At 52.7% G+C, this 15372-nt stretch carries 14 protein-coding genes; 12 read left to right on the forward strand and 2 right to left on the reverse strand.

Features of this window, described 5'->3' with window-relative positions; translation table 11 throughout:
- Positions 1-11 precede the first annotated feature (11 nt).
- Positions 12-1613 (reverse strand): L-aspartate oxidase, encoded by a 1602-nt coding sequence (gene nadB, locus ACQ66Q_RS14075; RefSeq protein ID WP_430457384.1) that lies wholly within the window; start codon positions 1611-1613, stop codon positions 12-14.
- A gap of 258 nt (positions 1614-1871) precedes the next feature.
- Between nadB and rpoE the strand changes: the two genes are divergently transcribed.
- The 11 genes from rpoE (at position 1872) to acpS (ending at position 11081) form a co-directional block, all read left to right on the forward strand.
- The gene (gene rpoE / locus ACQ66Q_RS14080; protein WP_430457385.1) at positions 1872-2447 is read left to right on the forward strand and encodes an RNA polymerase sigma factor RpoE; all 576 of its coding nucleotides are present in this window, start codon (positions 1872-1874) and stop codon (positions 2445-2447) included.
- Positions 2448-2472: 25 nt separating this feature from the next.
- Entirely contained in the window at positions 2473-3114 is a 642-nt protein-coding gene (locus ACQ66Q_RS14085; protein ID WP_430457386.1) for a sigma-E factor negative regulatory protein, read from the forward strand.
- 2 nt (positions 3115-3116) lie between these two features.
- Complete coding sequence (locus ACQ66Q_RS14090; RefSeq protein ID WP_430457387.1) at positions 3117-4073, forward strand: MucB/RseB C-terminal domain-containing protein; 957 nt, start codon at positions 3117-3119, stop codon at positions 4071-4073.
- A 105-nt stretch (positions 4074-4178) separates the two neighbouring features.
- Complete coding sequence (locus tag ACQ66Q_RS14095) at positions 4179-4712, forward strand: SoxR reducing system RseC family protein (RefSeq protein WP_430457388.1); 534 nt, start codon at positions 4179-4181, stop codon at positions 4710-4712.
- 127 nt (positions 4713-4839) lie between these two features.
- On the forward strand, positions 4840-6639 hold the full coding sequence (gene lepA, locus ACQ66Q_RS14100) for a translation elongation factor 4 (RefSeq protein WP_208931626.1): 1800 nt from the start codon (positions 4840-4842) through the stop codon (positions 6637-6639).
- Positions 6640-6776: 137 nt separating this feature from the next.
- Positions 6777-7640, forward strand: a complete 864-nt coding sequence (lepB, locus tag ACQ66Q_RS14105; protein ID WP_377243598.1) for a signal peptidase I — start codon at positions 6777-6779, stop codon at positions 7638-7640.
- Positions 7641-7648: 8 nt separating this feature from the next.
- Positions 7649-8320 (forward strand): ribonuclease III, encoded by a 672-nt coding sequence (rnc, locus tag ACQ66Q_RS14110; protein WP_377243595.1) that lies wholly within the window; start codon positions 7649-7651, stop codon positions 8318-8320.
- Positions 8313-9230: a GTPase Era gene (gene era / locus ACQ66Q_RS14115; RefSeq protein ID WP_430457389.1), complete on the forward strand. Its 918-nt coding sequence runs from the start codon at positions 8313-8315 to the stop codon at positions 9228-9230. Before rnc ends, era begins: the two co-directional genes overlap by 8 nt.
- Positions 9230-9934, forward strand: a complete 705-nt coding sequence (recO, locus tag ACQ66Q_RS14120) for a DNA repair protein RecO (protein WP_430457390.1) — start codon at positions 9230-9232, stop codon at positions 9932-9934. Before era ends, recO begins: the two co-directional genes overlap by 1 nt.
- Positions 9935-9972: 38 nt before the next feature.
- Positions 9973-10704, forward strand: a complete 732-nt coding sequence (gene pdxJ / locus ACQ66Q_RS14125) for a pyridoxine 5'-phosphate synthase (protein ID WP_430457391.1) — start codon at positions 9973-9975, stop codon at positions 10702-10704.
- Positions 10704-11081 (forward strand): holo-ACP synthase, encoded by a 378-nt coding sequence (acpS, locus tag ACQ66Q_RS14130; protein ID WP_377243583.1) that lies wholly within the window; start codon positions 10704-10706, stop codon positions 11079-11081. The genes pdxJ and acpS overlap by 1 nt, the downstream gene beginning before the upstream one ends.
- Positions 11082-11106: 25 nt before the next feature.
- Here acpS and barA read toward each other — a convergent pair whose 3' ends face one another.
- On the reverse strand, positions 11107-13917 hold the full coding sequence (gene barA, locus ACQ66Q_RS14135) for a two-component sensor histidine kinase BarA (RefSeq protein WP_430457392.1): 2811 nt from the start codon (positions 13915-13917) through the stop codon (positions 11107-11109).
- Between the two features lie 123 nt (positions 13918-14040).
- Between barA and rlmD the strand changes: the two genes are divergently transcribed.
- A complete protein-coding gene (gene rlmD / locus ACQ66Q_RS14140; RefSeq protein ID WP_430457393.1) occupies positions 14041-15363 on the forward strand; it encodes a 23S rRNA (uracil(1939)-C(5))-methyltransferase RlmD in 1323 nt (440 codons plus the stop codon).
- Positions 15364-15372: the final 9 nt, after the last annotated feature.

Here is a 15372-nt window from a genome sequence, read left to right on the forward strand (position 1 = left end):
AGGCACTGAGATTAATCGGGTTTTAAAATCGTCGGGCTACTATGTGCCGCCTGCTCCGGATAATCCAGCGTGTAATGCAGGCCGCGGCTTTCCTTGCGGCGCATCGCGCTTTTGATAATCAGTTCTGCAACCATGGTCAGATTGCGCAGTTCCAGTAAGTTATTGCTGACGCGGAAATGCCGGTAGTATTCCTGAATTTCGCGCTGCAGCAGTTCAACCCGGTGTAGCGCGCGTTCCAGCCGTTTAGTGGTACGGACAATGCCGACAAAATCCCACATAAACATCCGTAGTTCATGCCAGTTGTGGGTGATCACCACTTCTTCATCCGAGTTACTGACGCGGCTTTCATCCCAGGCCGGCAACTCCGGCGTGGCTGTTGATGTTGGCCATTGTTGCAGGATATTGCGCGCCGCACTTTGGGCAAACACGACACACTCCAGCAGTGAATTGCTGGCCATCCGGTTGGCACCATGCAGACCGGTATAAGCCACTTCGCCAATCGCATACAGATTCGGAATATCAGTCTGACCGTTCAGGTTGGTCATCACGCCGCCGCAGGTATAGTGCGCGGCCGGGACCACCGGGATCGGCTGTTTAGTGATGTCGATACCGACACTTAAACACTTGGCGTAAATAGTCGGGAAGTGTTCGATAATAAAATCTTTCGGCTGATGGCTGATGTCGAGATACACACAGGCGACGCCCAGGCGTTTCATCTCAAAATCAATGGCGCGGGCAACGATATCCCGCGGCGCCAGCTCGGCACGTTCATCAAAGTCAGGCATAAAACGGGTGCCATCGGGCCGTTTTAAATAAGCACCTTCGCCGCGCATCGCTTCAGTGATCAGGTAATTCTGTGCATCCGGATGATACAGACTGGTCGGGTGGAACTGATTAAATTCCATATTGGCGACACGGCAACCGGCACGCCATGCCATCGCAATGCCATCGCCTGATGCAACATCCGGATTGGATGTGTACAGATACACTTTGCTGGCCCCGCCTGTCGCCAGAGCAACAAATCGCGCGGCAATCACTTCGACCTGCTCGTTGTCGCGATTCCAGACATAAGCGCCATGGCACTTATTGCCGTCATGGCCCAGCTTGGTATCGGTGATGAGATCAATGGCGTTGTAGTTTTCCAGCAAGCGGATGTTGGGGTGGCGGCGCACCTGGTCTACCAACGTGATTTGCACAGCGCGGCCAGTTGCATCTGCTGCATGCAGGATCCGCCGGTGACTGTGGCCACCTTCGCGCGTCAGGTGATATTTCAGCACGCCGTCGTCGTCACGGTACTGATCAAAAGGGACGCCTTGCGCAATCAGCCATTCCATCGCGGTTTTGGCGTTTTCAGCGGTAAACTGCACGGCAGCGTCTTCACACAGGCCCGCACCGGCAATCAGCGTATCATTGACGTGTGAGGCAATACTGTCGTTTTCGTCGAACACTGCGGCAATACCACCTTGCGCATACAAAGTTGAACCTTCGCGCAGCGGGCCTTTACTCAGCACGATGACACTTAAATCTTGTGCAAGCTGCAGCGCCAGGCTCAGGCCTGCCGCGCCACTGCCGACAATTAAAACGTCACAGCGATGTTCTTTTTGATGATGCATGCGATACACTTACCCGACAAAAAACAGGATCTTAATCAGATCTGTAGCCTTTTAGCCGCCGTTCGGACGGCCTGCAGAATGCAAATGATCTGAACGAAAAACGCCTTTTTATGCCGAAAAGCAGCATGGCGATCATTTTATTGTAACTTTTTTATCGGTGAAACCGAACTTTTTCCGCCGCCCTTCATCTGAGTGAATACGCTTGAGAAGAGCCAATGACATTTTAAAGCAGTAATGAGACAGGGGAATGGCTCCCAGATGAGCGAGCAAGAATTAGATTGGCAAATTGTCCAACGGGTGCAACAAGGAGATAAAGCTGCTTTTAACTTGCTGGTCAGAAAATATCAGCACAGATTAGCGAACTTAATCTCAAGGTACGTCTCTAATCACGGCGATGTGGCTGATGTGGCACAAGATGCTTTTATCAAAGCCTACCGGGCACTGCCCGGATTTCGTGGCGACAGTGCCTTTTATACCTGGTTGTACCGGATCGCTGTAAACAGCGCCAAGAATTACCTAGTTGCTAACGGCCGCAAGCCGCCGTCAACTGATGTCGATGCTGAAGATGCCGAATCTTATGAGGGCAGTGACGCATTAAAAGTACAGGACTCACCGGAAAAGTTATTACTGACCGAAGAGATCCGTCAGGTGGTGTTCGAAACCATTGAAAAGTTACCTGAAGAATTACGCACGGCGATTACGTTACGTGAGTTGGATGGGCTGAGTTATGAAGAGATTGCTGAAGTGATGGGGTGTCCGATTGGCACCGTCCGCAGCCGTATTTTCAGAGCCCGAGAAGCGATAGATACCCAGTTGAAGCCACTTATTGGCTGATTTATCAACGAAGACAGGAATTAGTATGTCGTCTGAACATCAAGAATGGCTTTCCGCCGCCAGTGACAATCAAAGCGTCAGTGCGCAGCAGCTCGACTTGTTATTGTCTGATCCTGATCTGCAGGCCAGCTGGTTGCGTTACCAATTAGCAGGCACTGTGCTGAGGCAGGAACTGACGCCCCAACTCGATATCAACTTCGCCGACCGGTTCTCGGCAGTGCTGGAACAGGAAGAAGCCCATCAATTAGTGGCGGAAACTGTGCCAGTGTTACAGCCAGTGGCAGCTACCGCAGTGACAGGCTCACAACCTGCTGCTAATCAAGGCTGGTGGAAAATGCTGATGCAGGGCGCAATTGCGGCCAGCGTCGCGCTTATCGCTGTGGTCGGTGTGCAACAAACTCAACAAAAACCGGACGACGCGCTCACCACGCCGCTGCCGGTATTGCAAACCAGCCCAATCGGCGGTGTCGCAGCGCCGGTCAGTCTGAGTCAGACTTCGGTTGAATCGCGTTTTACGCCGCAGCAACAGCAGTTGCAGCTGGAGCAACAACGCCGTTTGCAGGAACTGATGCAGGCACGCCAACAACAAATCCGACTGATGGAACAGGCTGCTGCGCAGCAGGCGAAAAACGCTGCAGCGGACGAGGGTAAAGGTCAGCAGCAGTGATATTGAGCCAGGGAAGTTGGTTAGGCAGGCTGTCCGTCAGCCTGTTGTTATCACTGTGCAGTCTGTCGGCGCAAGCCGACGACTGGCAACAATTTGAACGGACCCAACAAGCGGTCCGTAAATTCAATTTTGACGTGTCTTTTGTCCAGGTTCGGCCAAACCAGCTGATCACCTATCGCTGGTTACATGGTTTGCATGAACAATCCGGCGCTTTGTCTGTGCCGCTTGAACTGGAGCGGTTATTGCTACAAGACGGTGTCGGTACTGATACGTTCCGTCGCGGCGACAAAGTGTATTACGCTGCACCGGATGCGCCGGTCATCGTGACGCAAAACGACTCGATCAAAGAACTACCGGCGATATTGTTCGAACCTCTGGCTGTGATCAAACAGCTGTATGACATTGTGCCAGGCAGCAGTGTACCGCTGTCGGGCCGTACCGCGCAGTTACTGCGCCTGAGCGCGCGCGATGCCAGCCGTTACAGTTATTGGTTGTGGCAGGACGCCGAAACCGGTTTTCCACTGCGGGTCGATACTGTCGACGAACAAAACGAAGTGCTGGACCGTTGGATGGTGGTGCATTTGCAATTAAAAACCAGCTTGCCACCTGAACTGCAAAGCCTGATTAGCGCGCAGCTGCCGGAACAACCGCACGCTCTGGTCAGTCGCCCGGCGCCGCAGGACCAGTTTAAATTAAACTGGATCCCACCTGGTTATCAGTTATTGGCCGAACAGGCGCCAATCAGTACCCGCAGTGTGCCGGTGCTGGCGAACTGGTTGCTCAGTGACGGTTTGCATCAAATCTCCGTGTTTGTGCAGCCCACCGCCCGGTTGCCACAGCAGCAACTACGTGATGGCGCCGTGACCATTCTGGTGACGACGCAGCAAAACCTAGATGTGACAGTGATTGGACCGTTGCGACCTGAGCTGGCGGCAAAGCTGGCTGCATCTGTCGAATAACCATCTTTGTCTGCAATGCTATGGCCGGACCTTTATCGGCTATAGCATTGAGTTCAGCCTGTCACTGCTCTAAAATCGACAGTCTCTCCTGTACCGGTAGATGCCATGACCAGTTCCCCTGAAGATAAAGCCTGCCACAGCCCACACCCCAGTGATACTTCGTCGTCGCAACGGCTGATAGTCAAAGCGACTGTGTTACGTCAGGATGCAGGTGGCGTCTGGCTGTCAACGCCGGTATCGACCAGCTGCAGCGGCTGTCAACAACAAGACAGTTGCAGTAGTGGTTTGGTTGCAAAAGCGTTGCCGGTACGTCAGCAACAGTTGTTTTTAGCGGGGGGCGCCGACCTGCTGCCCGGTCAGCAGGTCGAGATTTGTCTGGAACCCGGTGCTGTCTTGCAGTCAGCGTTGTTGGTCTACCTGTTACCTTTGTGCGTATTTATCTGCACTTTGGCTCTGGGGCATCTGCAATCGTGGCACGAATTACTGCAACTTGGCAGTGCTGTTATCAGCACTGCGCTGACATTGTGGTGTGTGCGCCGGGTTGAATCGGGCCGTGCCGACCAATTGCAGGTGCAGTTAGTGCGGGTCCTGCCAGACATCAGTGTATTGCAACAGCCGGCAGGCTGCGCGCCTGCATGAAGAACACAGTGCAAGCATTTGGGAATTAGAGTACAATTCGCGGCAATTTTAATCTGCCGCAAGGGGCAGCGGCGATGTCGCCTGCCATATCACTTGCTGCTTTACAGCTCAGTTTTGATTGGAAAAAATGTCTAAAATATCTCATATCCGTAACTTTTCGGTCATCGCACACATCGACCACGGTAAATCGACTTTATCAGATCGGCTGATCCAATTCTGCGGCGGTCTGTCTGATCGCGAAATGCAGGAGCAGGTGCTGGATTCCATGGATTTGGAACGTGAGCGTGGCATCACGATCAAAGCGCAAAGTGTGACGCTGAATTACAAAGCCAAAGATGGCGAAACCTATCAGCTGAATTTTATCGATACACCGGGCCACGTCGACTTCACTTATGAAGTCAGCCGTTCGCTGGCCGCCTGTGAAGGTGCCTTGTTGGTGGTCGACGCGGGTCAGGGCGTTGAAGCGCAGACGGTGGCGAACTGCTACACCGCGCTGGAAATGAATCTGGAAGTTTTACCAGTTCTGAACAAAATCGACTTACCGCAGGCCGAGCCTGAGCGCGTCGCCGAAGAAATTGAAGATATTATCGGCATTGAAGCCATCGGTGCTGTGCAATGTTCGGCCAAAACCGGCCTTGGCATTGAAGATGTGCTGGAAACTATTGTTAAAGGCATTCCATGTCCGGAAGGCGATGTGGATGCGCCAACCCAGGCCCTGATCATCGATTCCTGGTTTGACCCGTACCAGGGCGTCGTCTCGCTGGTCCGCGTCAAACACGGTAAAATCCAGGCCAAAGACAAAATCAAAATTATGTCGAGCGGTGCCGTGTATGAAGTCGACAAAGTCGGTATCTTCACGCCAAAAGCGACCAACACCGGTATTCTGAGCACCGGCGAAGTCGGTTTTATCATCGCCGGTATCAAAGAAATCAAAGGTGCACCAGTCGGCGACACGCTGACGCTGGCGAAAAACGCCGCGACAGAGCCGTTACCTGGCTTTAAACGCATCAAACCACAGGTTTATGCCGGGGTGTTCCCGGTATCTTCAGACGACTACGAAGATTTCCGTGACGCACTGGAAAAGCTCAGCTTAAACGACTCTTCATTGTTCTACGAACCAGAAAGTTCCGGCGCCTTAGGCTTTGGCTTTCGCATTGGTTTCCTCGGCATGCTGCACATGGAAATCATTCAGGAACGACTGGAACGTGAATACGATCTGGATCTGATCACCACCGCACCAACAGTAGTGTACGAAGTGCTGACTAAAGGCGGCGAGCTGGTGATGGTCGACAACCCAAGTGACCTGCCACCGGTTGGTAACATCGACGAAATTCGCGAACCTATCGTCGAAGCGCACATTCTGGTACCGCAAGAATACTTAGGCAACGTCATCAATCTTTGTATCGAAAAACGTGGCGTACAAATGAATATGACCTACCACGGCCGTCAGGTTGCGGTGGTTTATGAACTGCCGATGGCAGAAGTCGTGATGGATTTCTTCGACCGGTTAAAATCGACCAGCCGTGGTTATGCTTCACTGGATTACGCCTTCAAACGCTTCCAGGTATCTGATATGTCACGGGTTGATATTTTGATCAACGGTGAGCGCGTCGATGCACTGGCGATTATCAGTCACCGTGATTTTGCTCAGGGCCGTGGCCGTGAGCTGGCGGAAAAACTGAAAGAGCTGATCCCACGCCAGATGTTTGATATTGCCATTCAGGCAGCGATTGGCGCGCACGTGATAGCACGGACGACGGTCAAACAGCTGCGGAAAAACGTCTTAGCCAAGTGTTATGGCGGCGATATCAGTCGGAAGAAAAAGCTGTTACAGAAGCAGAAAGACGGTAAAAAGCGGATGAAGCAAGTGGGGAACGTAGAAGTCCCGCAGGAAGCCTTCCTCGCCATTCTGAAAGTCGGGAAATAAGCAGCCCATCCCGGAGCCAGCCCATGCCGCGCTCCGGGTCTTACAGCTGGTAACAATAAAGTCCATCACGGCGCTCGCCAGCGCCCTGCAATTTTCAGTAAGCTCAGAACGTTTTCTGAACGAGGAACCTTAATCTCATGGCTGGATATTTTGCAATTCTGTTAGTGGTCCTGACGCTGGTGTCAGGTCTGATTTGGTTAATTGACACGCTGCTGTTCAAACCAAAACGTGAAAAAGATGCGCCGCTGCCATATGCCGCGGAAACGGCGCGGGATATTTTCCCTTTAATCGCCATCATCACTATTTTCCGTTCATTCATTTACGAACCATTCCAAATTCCGTCTGGCTCGATGATGCCGACGTTATTGGTTGGCGATTTTATTCTGGTCGAAAAGTTTTCTTATGACGTCAAAGATCCGGTGTGGCGCAGCACCTTGCTGGAAACCGGTAAACCTGACCATGGTGATATTGCCGTGTTTAAATATCCGGAAGACCCGACCTCCGATTTTATTAAACGGGTGATTGGCTTGCCAGGCGATAAAATTATTTATAAAAACAAGCAGTTGTTTATTCAGCGCGCTTGTGACAAAGCCAGTAACCAGCCGTGTCCGACGGTGGAACCGCTGCGGCAGGAATTTAACAATGAAGGTGAGTTCTTCTTAGGACCATATCCATTAAAACGTTTCACCGAGCAGAATCTGACGAAGTCTTATGACATCCTGCAAAATGCGATGTTGCCGGAACCGATCCATAATTACTACCGTCAACCAGGCGTGGCAACCAACGAATTTGTCGTACCGGACGGTCATTATTTCGTCATGGGCGATAATCGTGACAACAGCCGTGACAGTCGGTATTGGGGTTTTGTGCCGGAGCAGAATCTGGTCGGCAAAGCGGTGTTTATCTGGATGAGTTTTGAATTCAGTGAAGATCCGAATCACTGGTTACCTAGTTGGGTACCGGTTGGCGTGCGGTTTGAACGCCTTGGCACTATTAAATAAGGTCGGGAATGTTACCTCCTTTAAGTAAACTTGAGAAAAAGCTCGGTTATCAGTTCAGCAACAGCGCCCTGCTTGAGCAGGCGCTGACGCACCGTAGTTGTAAAGGCCAGCACAATGAGCGGCTGGAGTTCCTGGGCGATGCCATTTTAGGTCTGGTCATCGCCGAGGCGTTGTTTCAGAATTTCCCCAAAACTCGTGAAGGCGATTTGACCCGGATGCGGGCGTCTTTGGTCAAAGGCGTGACTTTGGCAGAAATTGCCAAAGAACTTGAGATCGCCCAACATCTGCGCCTTGGCCCCGGTGAGCTGAAAAGTGGTGGTTCGCGGCGGGAGTCTATCCAGGCTGATGCGGTGGAAGCCGTGTTAGGGGCGATTTATCTCGATGCCGGCGCTGAAGCCTGTAAAGATCGGATCCTGCAGTGGTTTGGCAGCCGGTTACACAGCATCGAACCCGGCGTACAAAAAGATTCAAAAACCTTGTTGCAGGAATACCTGCAAGGCCGGCGTCTGGCGCTGCCGCAATATGATGTGGTAGCGGTGGAAGGCGACGCTCATGATCAGACTTTTACAGTGCGCTGCACTGTGGCCGGACGTGAGGCGGTGCAAGCCAGCGGCAGTTCAAGACGCAAAGCCGAGCAGGATTGTGCTCAGGCCATCCTGGAGCAATTAAAACATGAATGATCTGTTACAAGAAACTGCCGGTGATACCTTTGCCGGTCTGGTCGCCATCGTTGGCCGGCCAAATGTCGGTAAATCGACTCTGCTCAATCAGCTGATTGGCCAGAAAGTTAGTATCACTTCGAAAAAACCACAAACGACCCGCCACCGTATTGTCGGTATTGATACCGTTGGCAAGTACCAGACGGTCTATGTGGATACTCCGGGTCTGCACAGTGAAGAAAAGCGTGCGATTAACCGACTGATGAATAAAGCGGCTGCCACGTCGATTCTGGATGTAGAACTGGTGGTGTTCGTGGTGGAAGGTACCCGCTGGACCGACGATGACCAGATGGTGTTAAACCGGCTGATCGTGGCGAAAAAACCAGTGATCCTGGCGGTCAATAAAGTCGATTTGTACAAAGACAAAGAAGATTTATTACCGCACTTACAATGGCTTGGCGCACAATTGCAGTTTCTGGAAATTGTGCCGTTGTCGGCAGAAAAAGGCACTAATGTCAGTAAGTTGCGCGAAATCGTGCACACCCAGCTGCCACCTTGTGAGTTCTTTTTCCCGGAAGACTATATTACGGACCGCTCGCAACGGTTCATGGCCTCAGAAATCGTCCGCGAAAAGCTGATGCGTTTTCTGGGCGATGAATTGCCGTATTCGGTCACGGTGGAAATTGAACGCTTTAAATGGGAAGAAAAACACTACCATATCGCGGCGCTGATCCTGGTTGAGCGTGACACGCAAAAACGCATGGTGATCGGCAAAGGCGGTGAGCGTATAAAAACCATCGCCTCTGAAGCGCGTAAAGATATGGAAGATTTGTTTGAGCAGCCGGTGTTTTTACAGATGTGGGTCAAAGTGAAATCTGGCTGGGCCGATGATGAACGTGCGTTGCGCAGTCTTGGTTACGGCGAAGATTAATGGCTGAAGGCGCAGTCTCAGCGTTCTTGCTGCACAGTACTGCGTTCCAGGACCAGAAATTGATCCTGGATTTATTGCTACCAAATCAAGGCAGAGTGCGGGCAGTTGCTCGCCGGCCAGCGAAAAAACACAGCGGCCGCAGTACATGGCCGCTGTTTTGTTTGTGCTGGGTTGAACTCAGTGGTCAGGGCGAATTACGCACGGTACGCCGGATTGAAGAACAACAGGCCGCGCTGCCACTGCAAGGTGAATGGCTGTTCAGCGCTTTGTATCTGAACGAACTGATTTGCCGGTTGTTTCCTGCCAATACACAGGCCGATGAATTATTCGAGATTTATCAGCACAGTGTGCAGGCGTTGTGGCAGTTGCAACTGCAAGGCAACGCGCAAACTGCCAGGCCTTTATTGGAGCAGCTGCTGCGCGAAGCTGAACTGGCATTGTTGCAGGAACTGGGCATTCCGGTGGACTGCAGTGTTGATGCTGAAGGTTTGCCACTGCTAAACGATGGCTGCTATCAGTGGCAACACGAATATGGTTTTGTCGCCGCACTGCAGGGCTGGTCTGGCGCCGATTTACTGGCCATCAGTCAAGCTGACTGGCAGAGCAGCAGTCTGCGCTGCGCCAAACAATTAAACCGCCAGCTGTTGCGGCCATTATTGGGCCAGGCACCGCTGCATAGCCGACAATTATTCCGTCAGGATTAACGCATTTAAATCACGCCCGCAGGCGTCAGGGAGATCTCATGCAACCAATTTATTTAGGCGTCAACATCGATCACGTCGCCACCGTCCGTCAGGCTCGCGGTAGTCAGTATCCAGAGCCGGTGCATGCGGCATTGTTGGCAGAACAATATGGCGCTGATGGGATCACCGTGCATTTACGCGAAGATCGCCGGCATATTCAGGACCGGGATGTGTTTTTATTGCGCCAGACCATCCAGACCCGGCTGAATTTTGAGATGGGGCTGACCGATGAAATGCTGCGCATCGCACTCGAACTCAAACCACACTTTTGTTGTCTGGTGCCGGAAAAACGCCAGGAACTGACCACTGAAGGGGGTCTTGAGATCGCCGGTCAGTTCGACCGTATCAAAACTGCCGTTGATGAGCTCAGCAACAACAACATCATGGTGTCGTTATTCATTGACGCTGACCAGCGCCAGATTGAAGCAGCGGCGCGCTCAGGCGCCCCTTATATCGAAATCCATACCGGCGCTTACGCCGACGCCACCTGTCCCAAACAGCAGAAAGCTGAGCTGGAGCGCATCCGCGTAGCGGCTGAATATGCGGCTTCGCTTGGCTTAATCGTCAACGCTGGCCATGGTTTGCATGTGCATAATGTGCAGCCGATTGCTGCCATTCCACAAATGCATGAACTGAACATTGGCCATGCGTTAATTGCGCAGGCGATTTTCACTGGTCTGGGTCCGGCGGTGGCAGAGATGAAACGCCTGATGGTGGAGGCGCGCCGCTAATGGCGATCCTGGGTCTTGGCACTGATATTGTTGAGATCAGCCGGATTGAGCAAAGTCTGGCGCGCTCGCCGCGGCTGATTGAACGGGTGCTGACGGCGGACGAGCAGGTCATTTACCAGGCTCATGCGCAGCCGGCCCGCTATTTTGCCAAACGCTTTGCTGCCAAAGAAGCGGCAGCGAAAGCACTGGGGACCGGCATCGGCCGTGGTATTTCTTTTCAGCATTTTAATATCCGCAACGACGAGTTCGGTCGTCCGATGCTGGAATTACATGGCGCCGCGGCAGATTTAGCGGCGAAATTAGGCTTGCGTCAGACCTGGTTGTCGATCAGCGACGAGCAGGCCTTTGCCATGGCAACGGTGATTTTTGAATCCTGAGGCTGCGTTCTATTGCGACCCTGTTTTAATGCGACCATTGTTGTGATTCGGCGAGTAAATCCTGCAGCTGATCGGTTAAATCAAATAATTCTGGTTCCAGCTGTAACAGGCTGGCGCCGGTTTTAAGTTGAGTTTCAATGGTTTCACTCAGTGCTTTAATGTGCGGCACGCCGGTATAACAAGTGGCGCCGTGCAGCTTGTGTACCAGCTGGATCAATGCATCGCGCTGATTACTTTCCCGATACTTTTCTAAGTCTGCTAATGTCTGCGGCAGACTAGCCAGCAATAGTTGCAACATTTCCCGCGCCAGCTCAGTTTTACCGGCAGCGCGCTGCAATGCCAGCTCCCAATCAACATGCCGGCTTTGCGGCAAGGCCGGAATTTCTGCCGCAGGCTCTGTTGCCGCATAGACAGGCTGCATACTGGCCTGGCTAAAGGCCGGACAACATTCTTTCAGCGTATACTGCAGCATTTGTTCATCGAGCGGCTTACTTAAAAACTCACAGAATCCCAGTCCTAACAACCGCTCGCGCTCACCCGGCAAGGTATGGGCAGTCACGGCGATGATCGGTGTGTCTTCGTTTAACGAACTTTGCTGGATACGCTGGCAGGCGCTGATCCCGTCCATGACCGGCATATTAATGTCCATAAAAATAATGTCGTAATGGACATGCGAAGCCAGTTGCCAGGCTTCTGCCCCCTGACTGGCGGAATCGACAGATTCAACCAACTCGCCGAGTAAGGTATTAATCAGTTTCAGATTCGCCTCGTTATCATCAACCGTCAGCACCCGCAACCTTGCTTTGGGCGCAGTCGGTGACGGCAACGTAACGGCCTGGTGCTGGTTGTATGGCCGCGCCAGTGTGGCTGCCAGCTTGCGTTGATGTGCCGGTTTGGCCAGACAAGCCATAGCGCCGCTTTGCAGCAAGGCTTCACGCAGGTTTGGCGACAACGAATTCACCAACAGATACAGATACTGACAATGCGGTTTAATTTGCCTGATCAGTTCAATGATCGGATTGAGCTGGTCCAGTGACACGGTGCGGCCAATCAGCGCGATATCAAACTGGTCCTGGTGCGCCAGCGCCTGTTGTAATTGGCCCGGCGTCGCACAAGCTGAGACCTGCATACCCCAACTGTTTAATAAACTTAATGTTGATTCGCGCGAGTATTGTTGTGGTTCGATGTACAGCACAGTTTTGCCAGTTAATAACGCGACCGGCAACGGGTCGCTGGCACTCAGTGGATGGGCCGGTAATGCCAGACTGAACCAGAATGTCGACCCTTCAGTGGCCTTGCTGTGGAATCCAATCTGGCCCCCCATCGCTGCGACTAAGCGCTGCGAAATAATCAGACCAAGACCAGTGCCGCCATAGCGCCGGCCAATACTGCCGTCGGCCTGGGCAAAACCATGAAACAACTGCTCCTGCTGCGCAGGCGCGATGCCGATGCCGGTATCCTGCACTTCAAAATGCAGCAGTACCGCGTCGTCAGTGCTGGGCTGATACTGCAACCGGATCACAATGCTGCCGTGTTCAGTAAATTTAATCGCGTTGCCGGCGATGTTCATCAGGATCTGATTAATCCGCAATGGATCGCCAATCAGTGAATCCGGCACATCAGCATCGATTTGCAGTGCCAGTTCCAGCTGCTTGTCAAACGCATTGACTGACAACAGTTCGACCGCGTCGTACACCAGGTCGCGGATCGAAAAAGGCTCCGGATTAATTGGCATCCGGCCTTCTTCGAGTTTGGCATAATCCAGCACATCGTTGACCAGCGACAACAAACTGTTGGCCGATTTCTGAATGGTATTGAGATAATCCTGCTGGTGATGGGTCAGCTGGGTTTTTAATAATTGCCGGGTAAAGCCGAGCACACCATTGAGCGGGGTGCGTAGTTCATGACTCATCTTGGCGAGGAATTCGGATTTGAGCCTGTTGTCGTCCTGTGCCTTCCGTCTGGCCATGTCCAGCGCGACGTTTTGCATTTCCAGCTGTTCCATGGTCTGCACCAGATCACTGGTCGACTGGTCCACCGCATGCTGCATTTCGTCTTTGTAATGTTTCAGCTCATTCGCCAGCTGATTGACGCCGAGGCGCATCAGATCAAATTCGCCGATAAAGGGCTGATCCAGATGTTTCTCAAACCGGCCTTCGGCCAGACGTTCAATCTGCAGGATCAGTTGTTGCAGCGGCTGACTGAGCCGGCTGAGCAGACGCAGGCTCAGCACCAGTGCCAGACTGAGCGCCAGCAATACCAACAAGATGGTCACCAGCATCGAACTTTGCTGCGCCAGCATTACCTTGTCCTTGTCGACCTGCACCAGCACATAACCGAGCCGGCCCTCAGTGGCCAGCAATCGGCTGGTCTGCGCATCATTGCTGCGTGCGCTTAGCGCCAGCGCCTGGATCTCACTGCTCTCCAGCTGGATTGGCGCCCGGATCAGCAAATAATTGTCTTGTTGCACAATTTGCGGCAGGTCGGGTAACAGGCTTTTTGCCGGTAAATGTAAATCAGCGAAATCTTTATGCAGATTGGAGCTGGCGATCAGCTGATGCCGATGGTCAAACACAGCAATAGTGCGTACCCGTGGTGAGTTTTTCCGATGGCTTACATTGACCAATCGTTGCAGATAAGCCTTGTCGTCGGCCAATAGGCCGTAAGCCGAGGCGATCGCCAGAGGTTCGGCGATATTGCTCGCCTGATCGGCCAGATTACGCGATAAATCGGCGAAACGCATATAACTGAAATAGCCACCAAGACCGGCGCTGGCCAGCAGGGTTGGCAATAAGGTGATTAGCAGGATCCAATCGCGTAAAGCAATTTTCGTCATCTGGGGCGCTGCTTGCTACAATGGGCTATCTATCATTTATCATGACATAAGCTCCGGCAAAATCCTATGGTGTTTTGTGCCGGAACTGGTGTCAATTTTCCAGGCTGAGCCCGACCCGAAATTATGGTAAGCATCTATCAGACAAAGAAAAAATCCAATTTGCCGCAACATGGCGCTGTGACAATCCAACGCTGGGATCACGAAGCGCAAGGCATCAGTACGCACCAGGGCAATATCTGTTTTGTCGACGGTGCTTTACCGGGCGAACAAGTCCAGGTCCGCTTCACCGAACAGAAAAAAGACTACAGTCGCGCCGTGGTACAAAAAGTATTACAGCCCTCAGCGCTGCGGATCAAAGCGTTGTGTCCTTCCGCCGCTTTATGTGGCGGGTGTCAGTTGCAATATCTGGCGCCGGAGTCAGCGTTGGCGTTAAAACAGGACGCCGTCGCTGCGCTGTTACAACATCAGCTGAAACTCAGTGATTTGCCGTGGCAACCGGCGTTGTCGGCGGACGCTGCCGGCTATCGGCGTAAAGCCCGCATCGGTGTCTGGTTTGATAAAACGACTCAGCAGTTTCAGGTTGGCTTTCGCCGGGCCGGCAGTAAAGAGATCCTTGATGTTCCCGGGTGTATGGTGCTCAGTCCGGCCATCGCCAGAGTGTTACCGGTGCTGCGCCAGACGCTGCCAACGCTGAAACATGGTAGTGCCGTGACGCACGCCGAAGTACTGGATGCCGATGGTCAGGCCTTTGTGGTGATCCGCCATGTGCGGCCGTTACCGGATAGCGACAAAGCGTTGTTGATTGCCGCCTGGCCCGATGCATTCTGGCTCGGCGAAGCCGAATCTAACCAGTTTGAAGCCTGGCAAGCCGATACGCCGGTGCCGCAGTATCAGTTGGACGCGGGTCAGGTTCTGCAATTTGAACCAACCGACTTTATTCAGGTGAACAGCCGCATCAATCAGGCGATGGTGACTCAGGCACTGGCATGGCTTATGCCAGAAAAGTCTGATCAAGTGCTTGATTTGTATTGCGGTATCGGTAACTTTAGTCTGGCATTATCGCCGTTGGTGGCGGCAGTGACCGGGATCGAAGGGATCACCACAATGGTGCAGCGTGCCCGCGAAAATGCCACACTGAATGGCTACGGCAATTGCACCTTTGCGCAGGCAGATTTGCATCTGCCCTGGAAAGGACACAGCTGGAATAAACCGGTTTACCAGAAAGTTCTGTTGGATCCGGCGCGAGCCGGCGCCGCCGGTGCGGTTGACGAACTGGTTAAGCTTAAACCGGCACAGATTTTGTACGTCTCCTGCAACCCGGTGACATTTGCCAGAGATGCCCGCGTCTTGCTGGCAAACCGCTATCGCATCAGTAAAATCGGCGTGATGGATATGTTTCCGTATACCAGTCATCTGGAATTGATGGCTTTATTTGAACAGTATTAACCGCTGTTA

It is taken from the genome of Rheinheimera sp., from assembly GCF_965283995.1.
Lineage (GTDB): Bacteria > Pseudomonadota > Gammaproteobacteria > Enterobacterales > Alteromonadaceae > Pararheinheimera.

What these genes read in the sequence shown, in the direction of transcription:
- nadB (WP_430457384.1), bottom strand. Translation starts at nt 1,613, where the DNA reads ATGCATCATCAAAAAGAACATCGCTGTGACGTTTTAATTGTCGGCAGT.
- rpoE (WP_430457385.1), top strand. Translation starts at nt 1,872, where the DNA reads ATGAGCGAGCAAGAATTAGATTGGCAAATTGTCCAACGGGTGCAACAA.
- ACQ66Q_RS14085 (WP_430457386.1), top strand. Translation starts at nt 2,473, where the DNA reads ATGTCGTCTGAACATCAAGAATGGCTTTCCGCCGCCAGTGACAATCAA.
- ACQ66Q_RS14095 (WP_430457388.1), top strand. Translation starts at nt 4,179, where the DNA reads ATGACCAGTTCCCCTGAAGATAAAGCCTGCCACAGCCCACACCCCAGT.
- lepA (WP_208931626.1), top strand. Translation starts at nt 4,840, where the DNA reads ATGTCTAAAATATCTCATATCCGTAACTTTTCGGTCATCGCACACATC.
- lepB (WP_377243598.1), top strand. Translation starts at nt 6,777, where the DNA reads ATGGCTGGATATTTTGCAATTCTGTTAGTGGTCCTGACGCTGGTGTCA.
- rnc (WP_377243595.1), top strand. Translation starts at nt 7,649, where the DNA reads ATGTTACCTCCTTTAAGTAAACTTGAGAAAAAGCTCGGTTATCAGTTC.
- era (WP_430457389.1), top strand. Translation starts at nt 8,313, where the DNA reads ATGAATGATCTGTTACAAGAAACTGCCGGTGATACCTTTGCCGGTCTG.
- recO (WP_430457390.1), top strand. Translation starts at nt 9,230, where the DNA reads ATGGCTGAAGGCGCAGTCTCAGCGTTCTTGCTGCACAGTACTGCGTTC.
- pdxJ (WP_430457391.1), top strand. Translation starts at nt 9,973, where the DNA reads ATGCAACCAATTTATTTAGGCGTCAACATCGATCACGTCGCCACCGTC.
- acpS (WP_377243583.1), top strand. Translation starts at nt 10,704, where the DNA reads ATGGCGATCCTGGGTCTTGGCACTGATATTGTTGAGATCAGCCGGATT.
- barA (WP_430457392.1), bottom strand. Translation starts at nt 13,917, where the DNA reads ATGACGAAAATTGCTTTACGCGATTGGATCCTGCTAATCACCTTATTG.
- rlmD (WP_430457393.1), top strand. Translation starts at nt 14,041, where the DNA reads ATGGTAAGCATCTATCAGACAAAGAAAAAATCCAATTTGCCGCAACAT.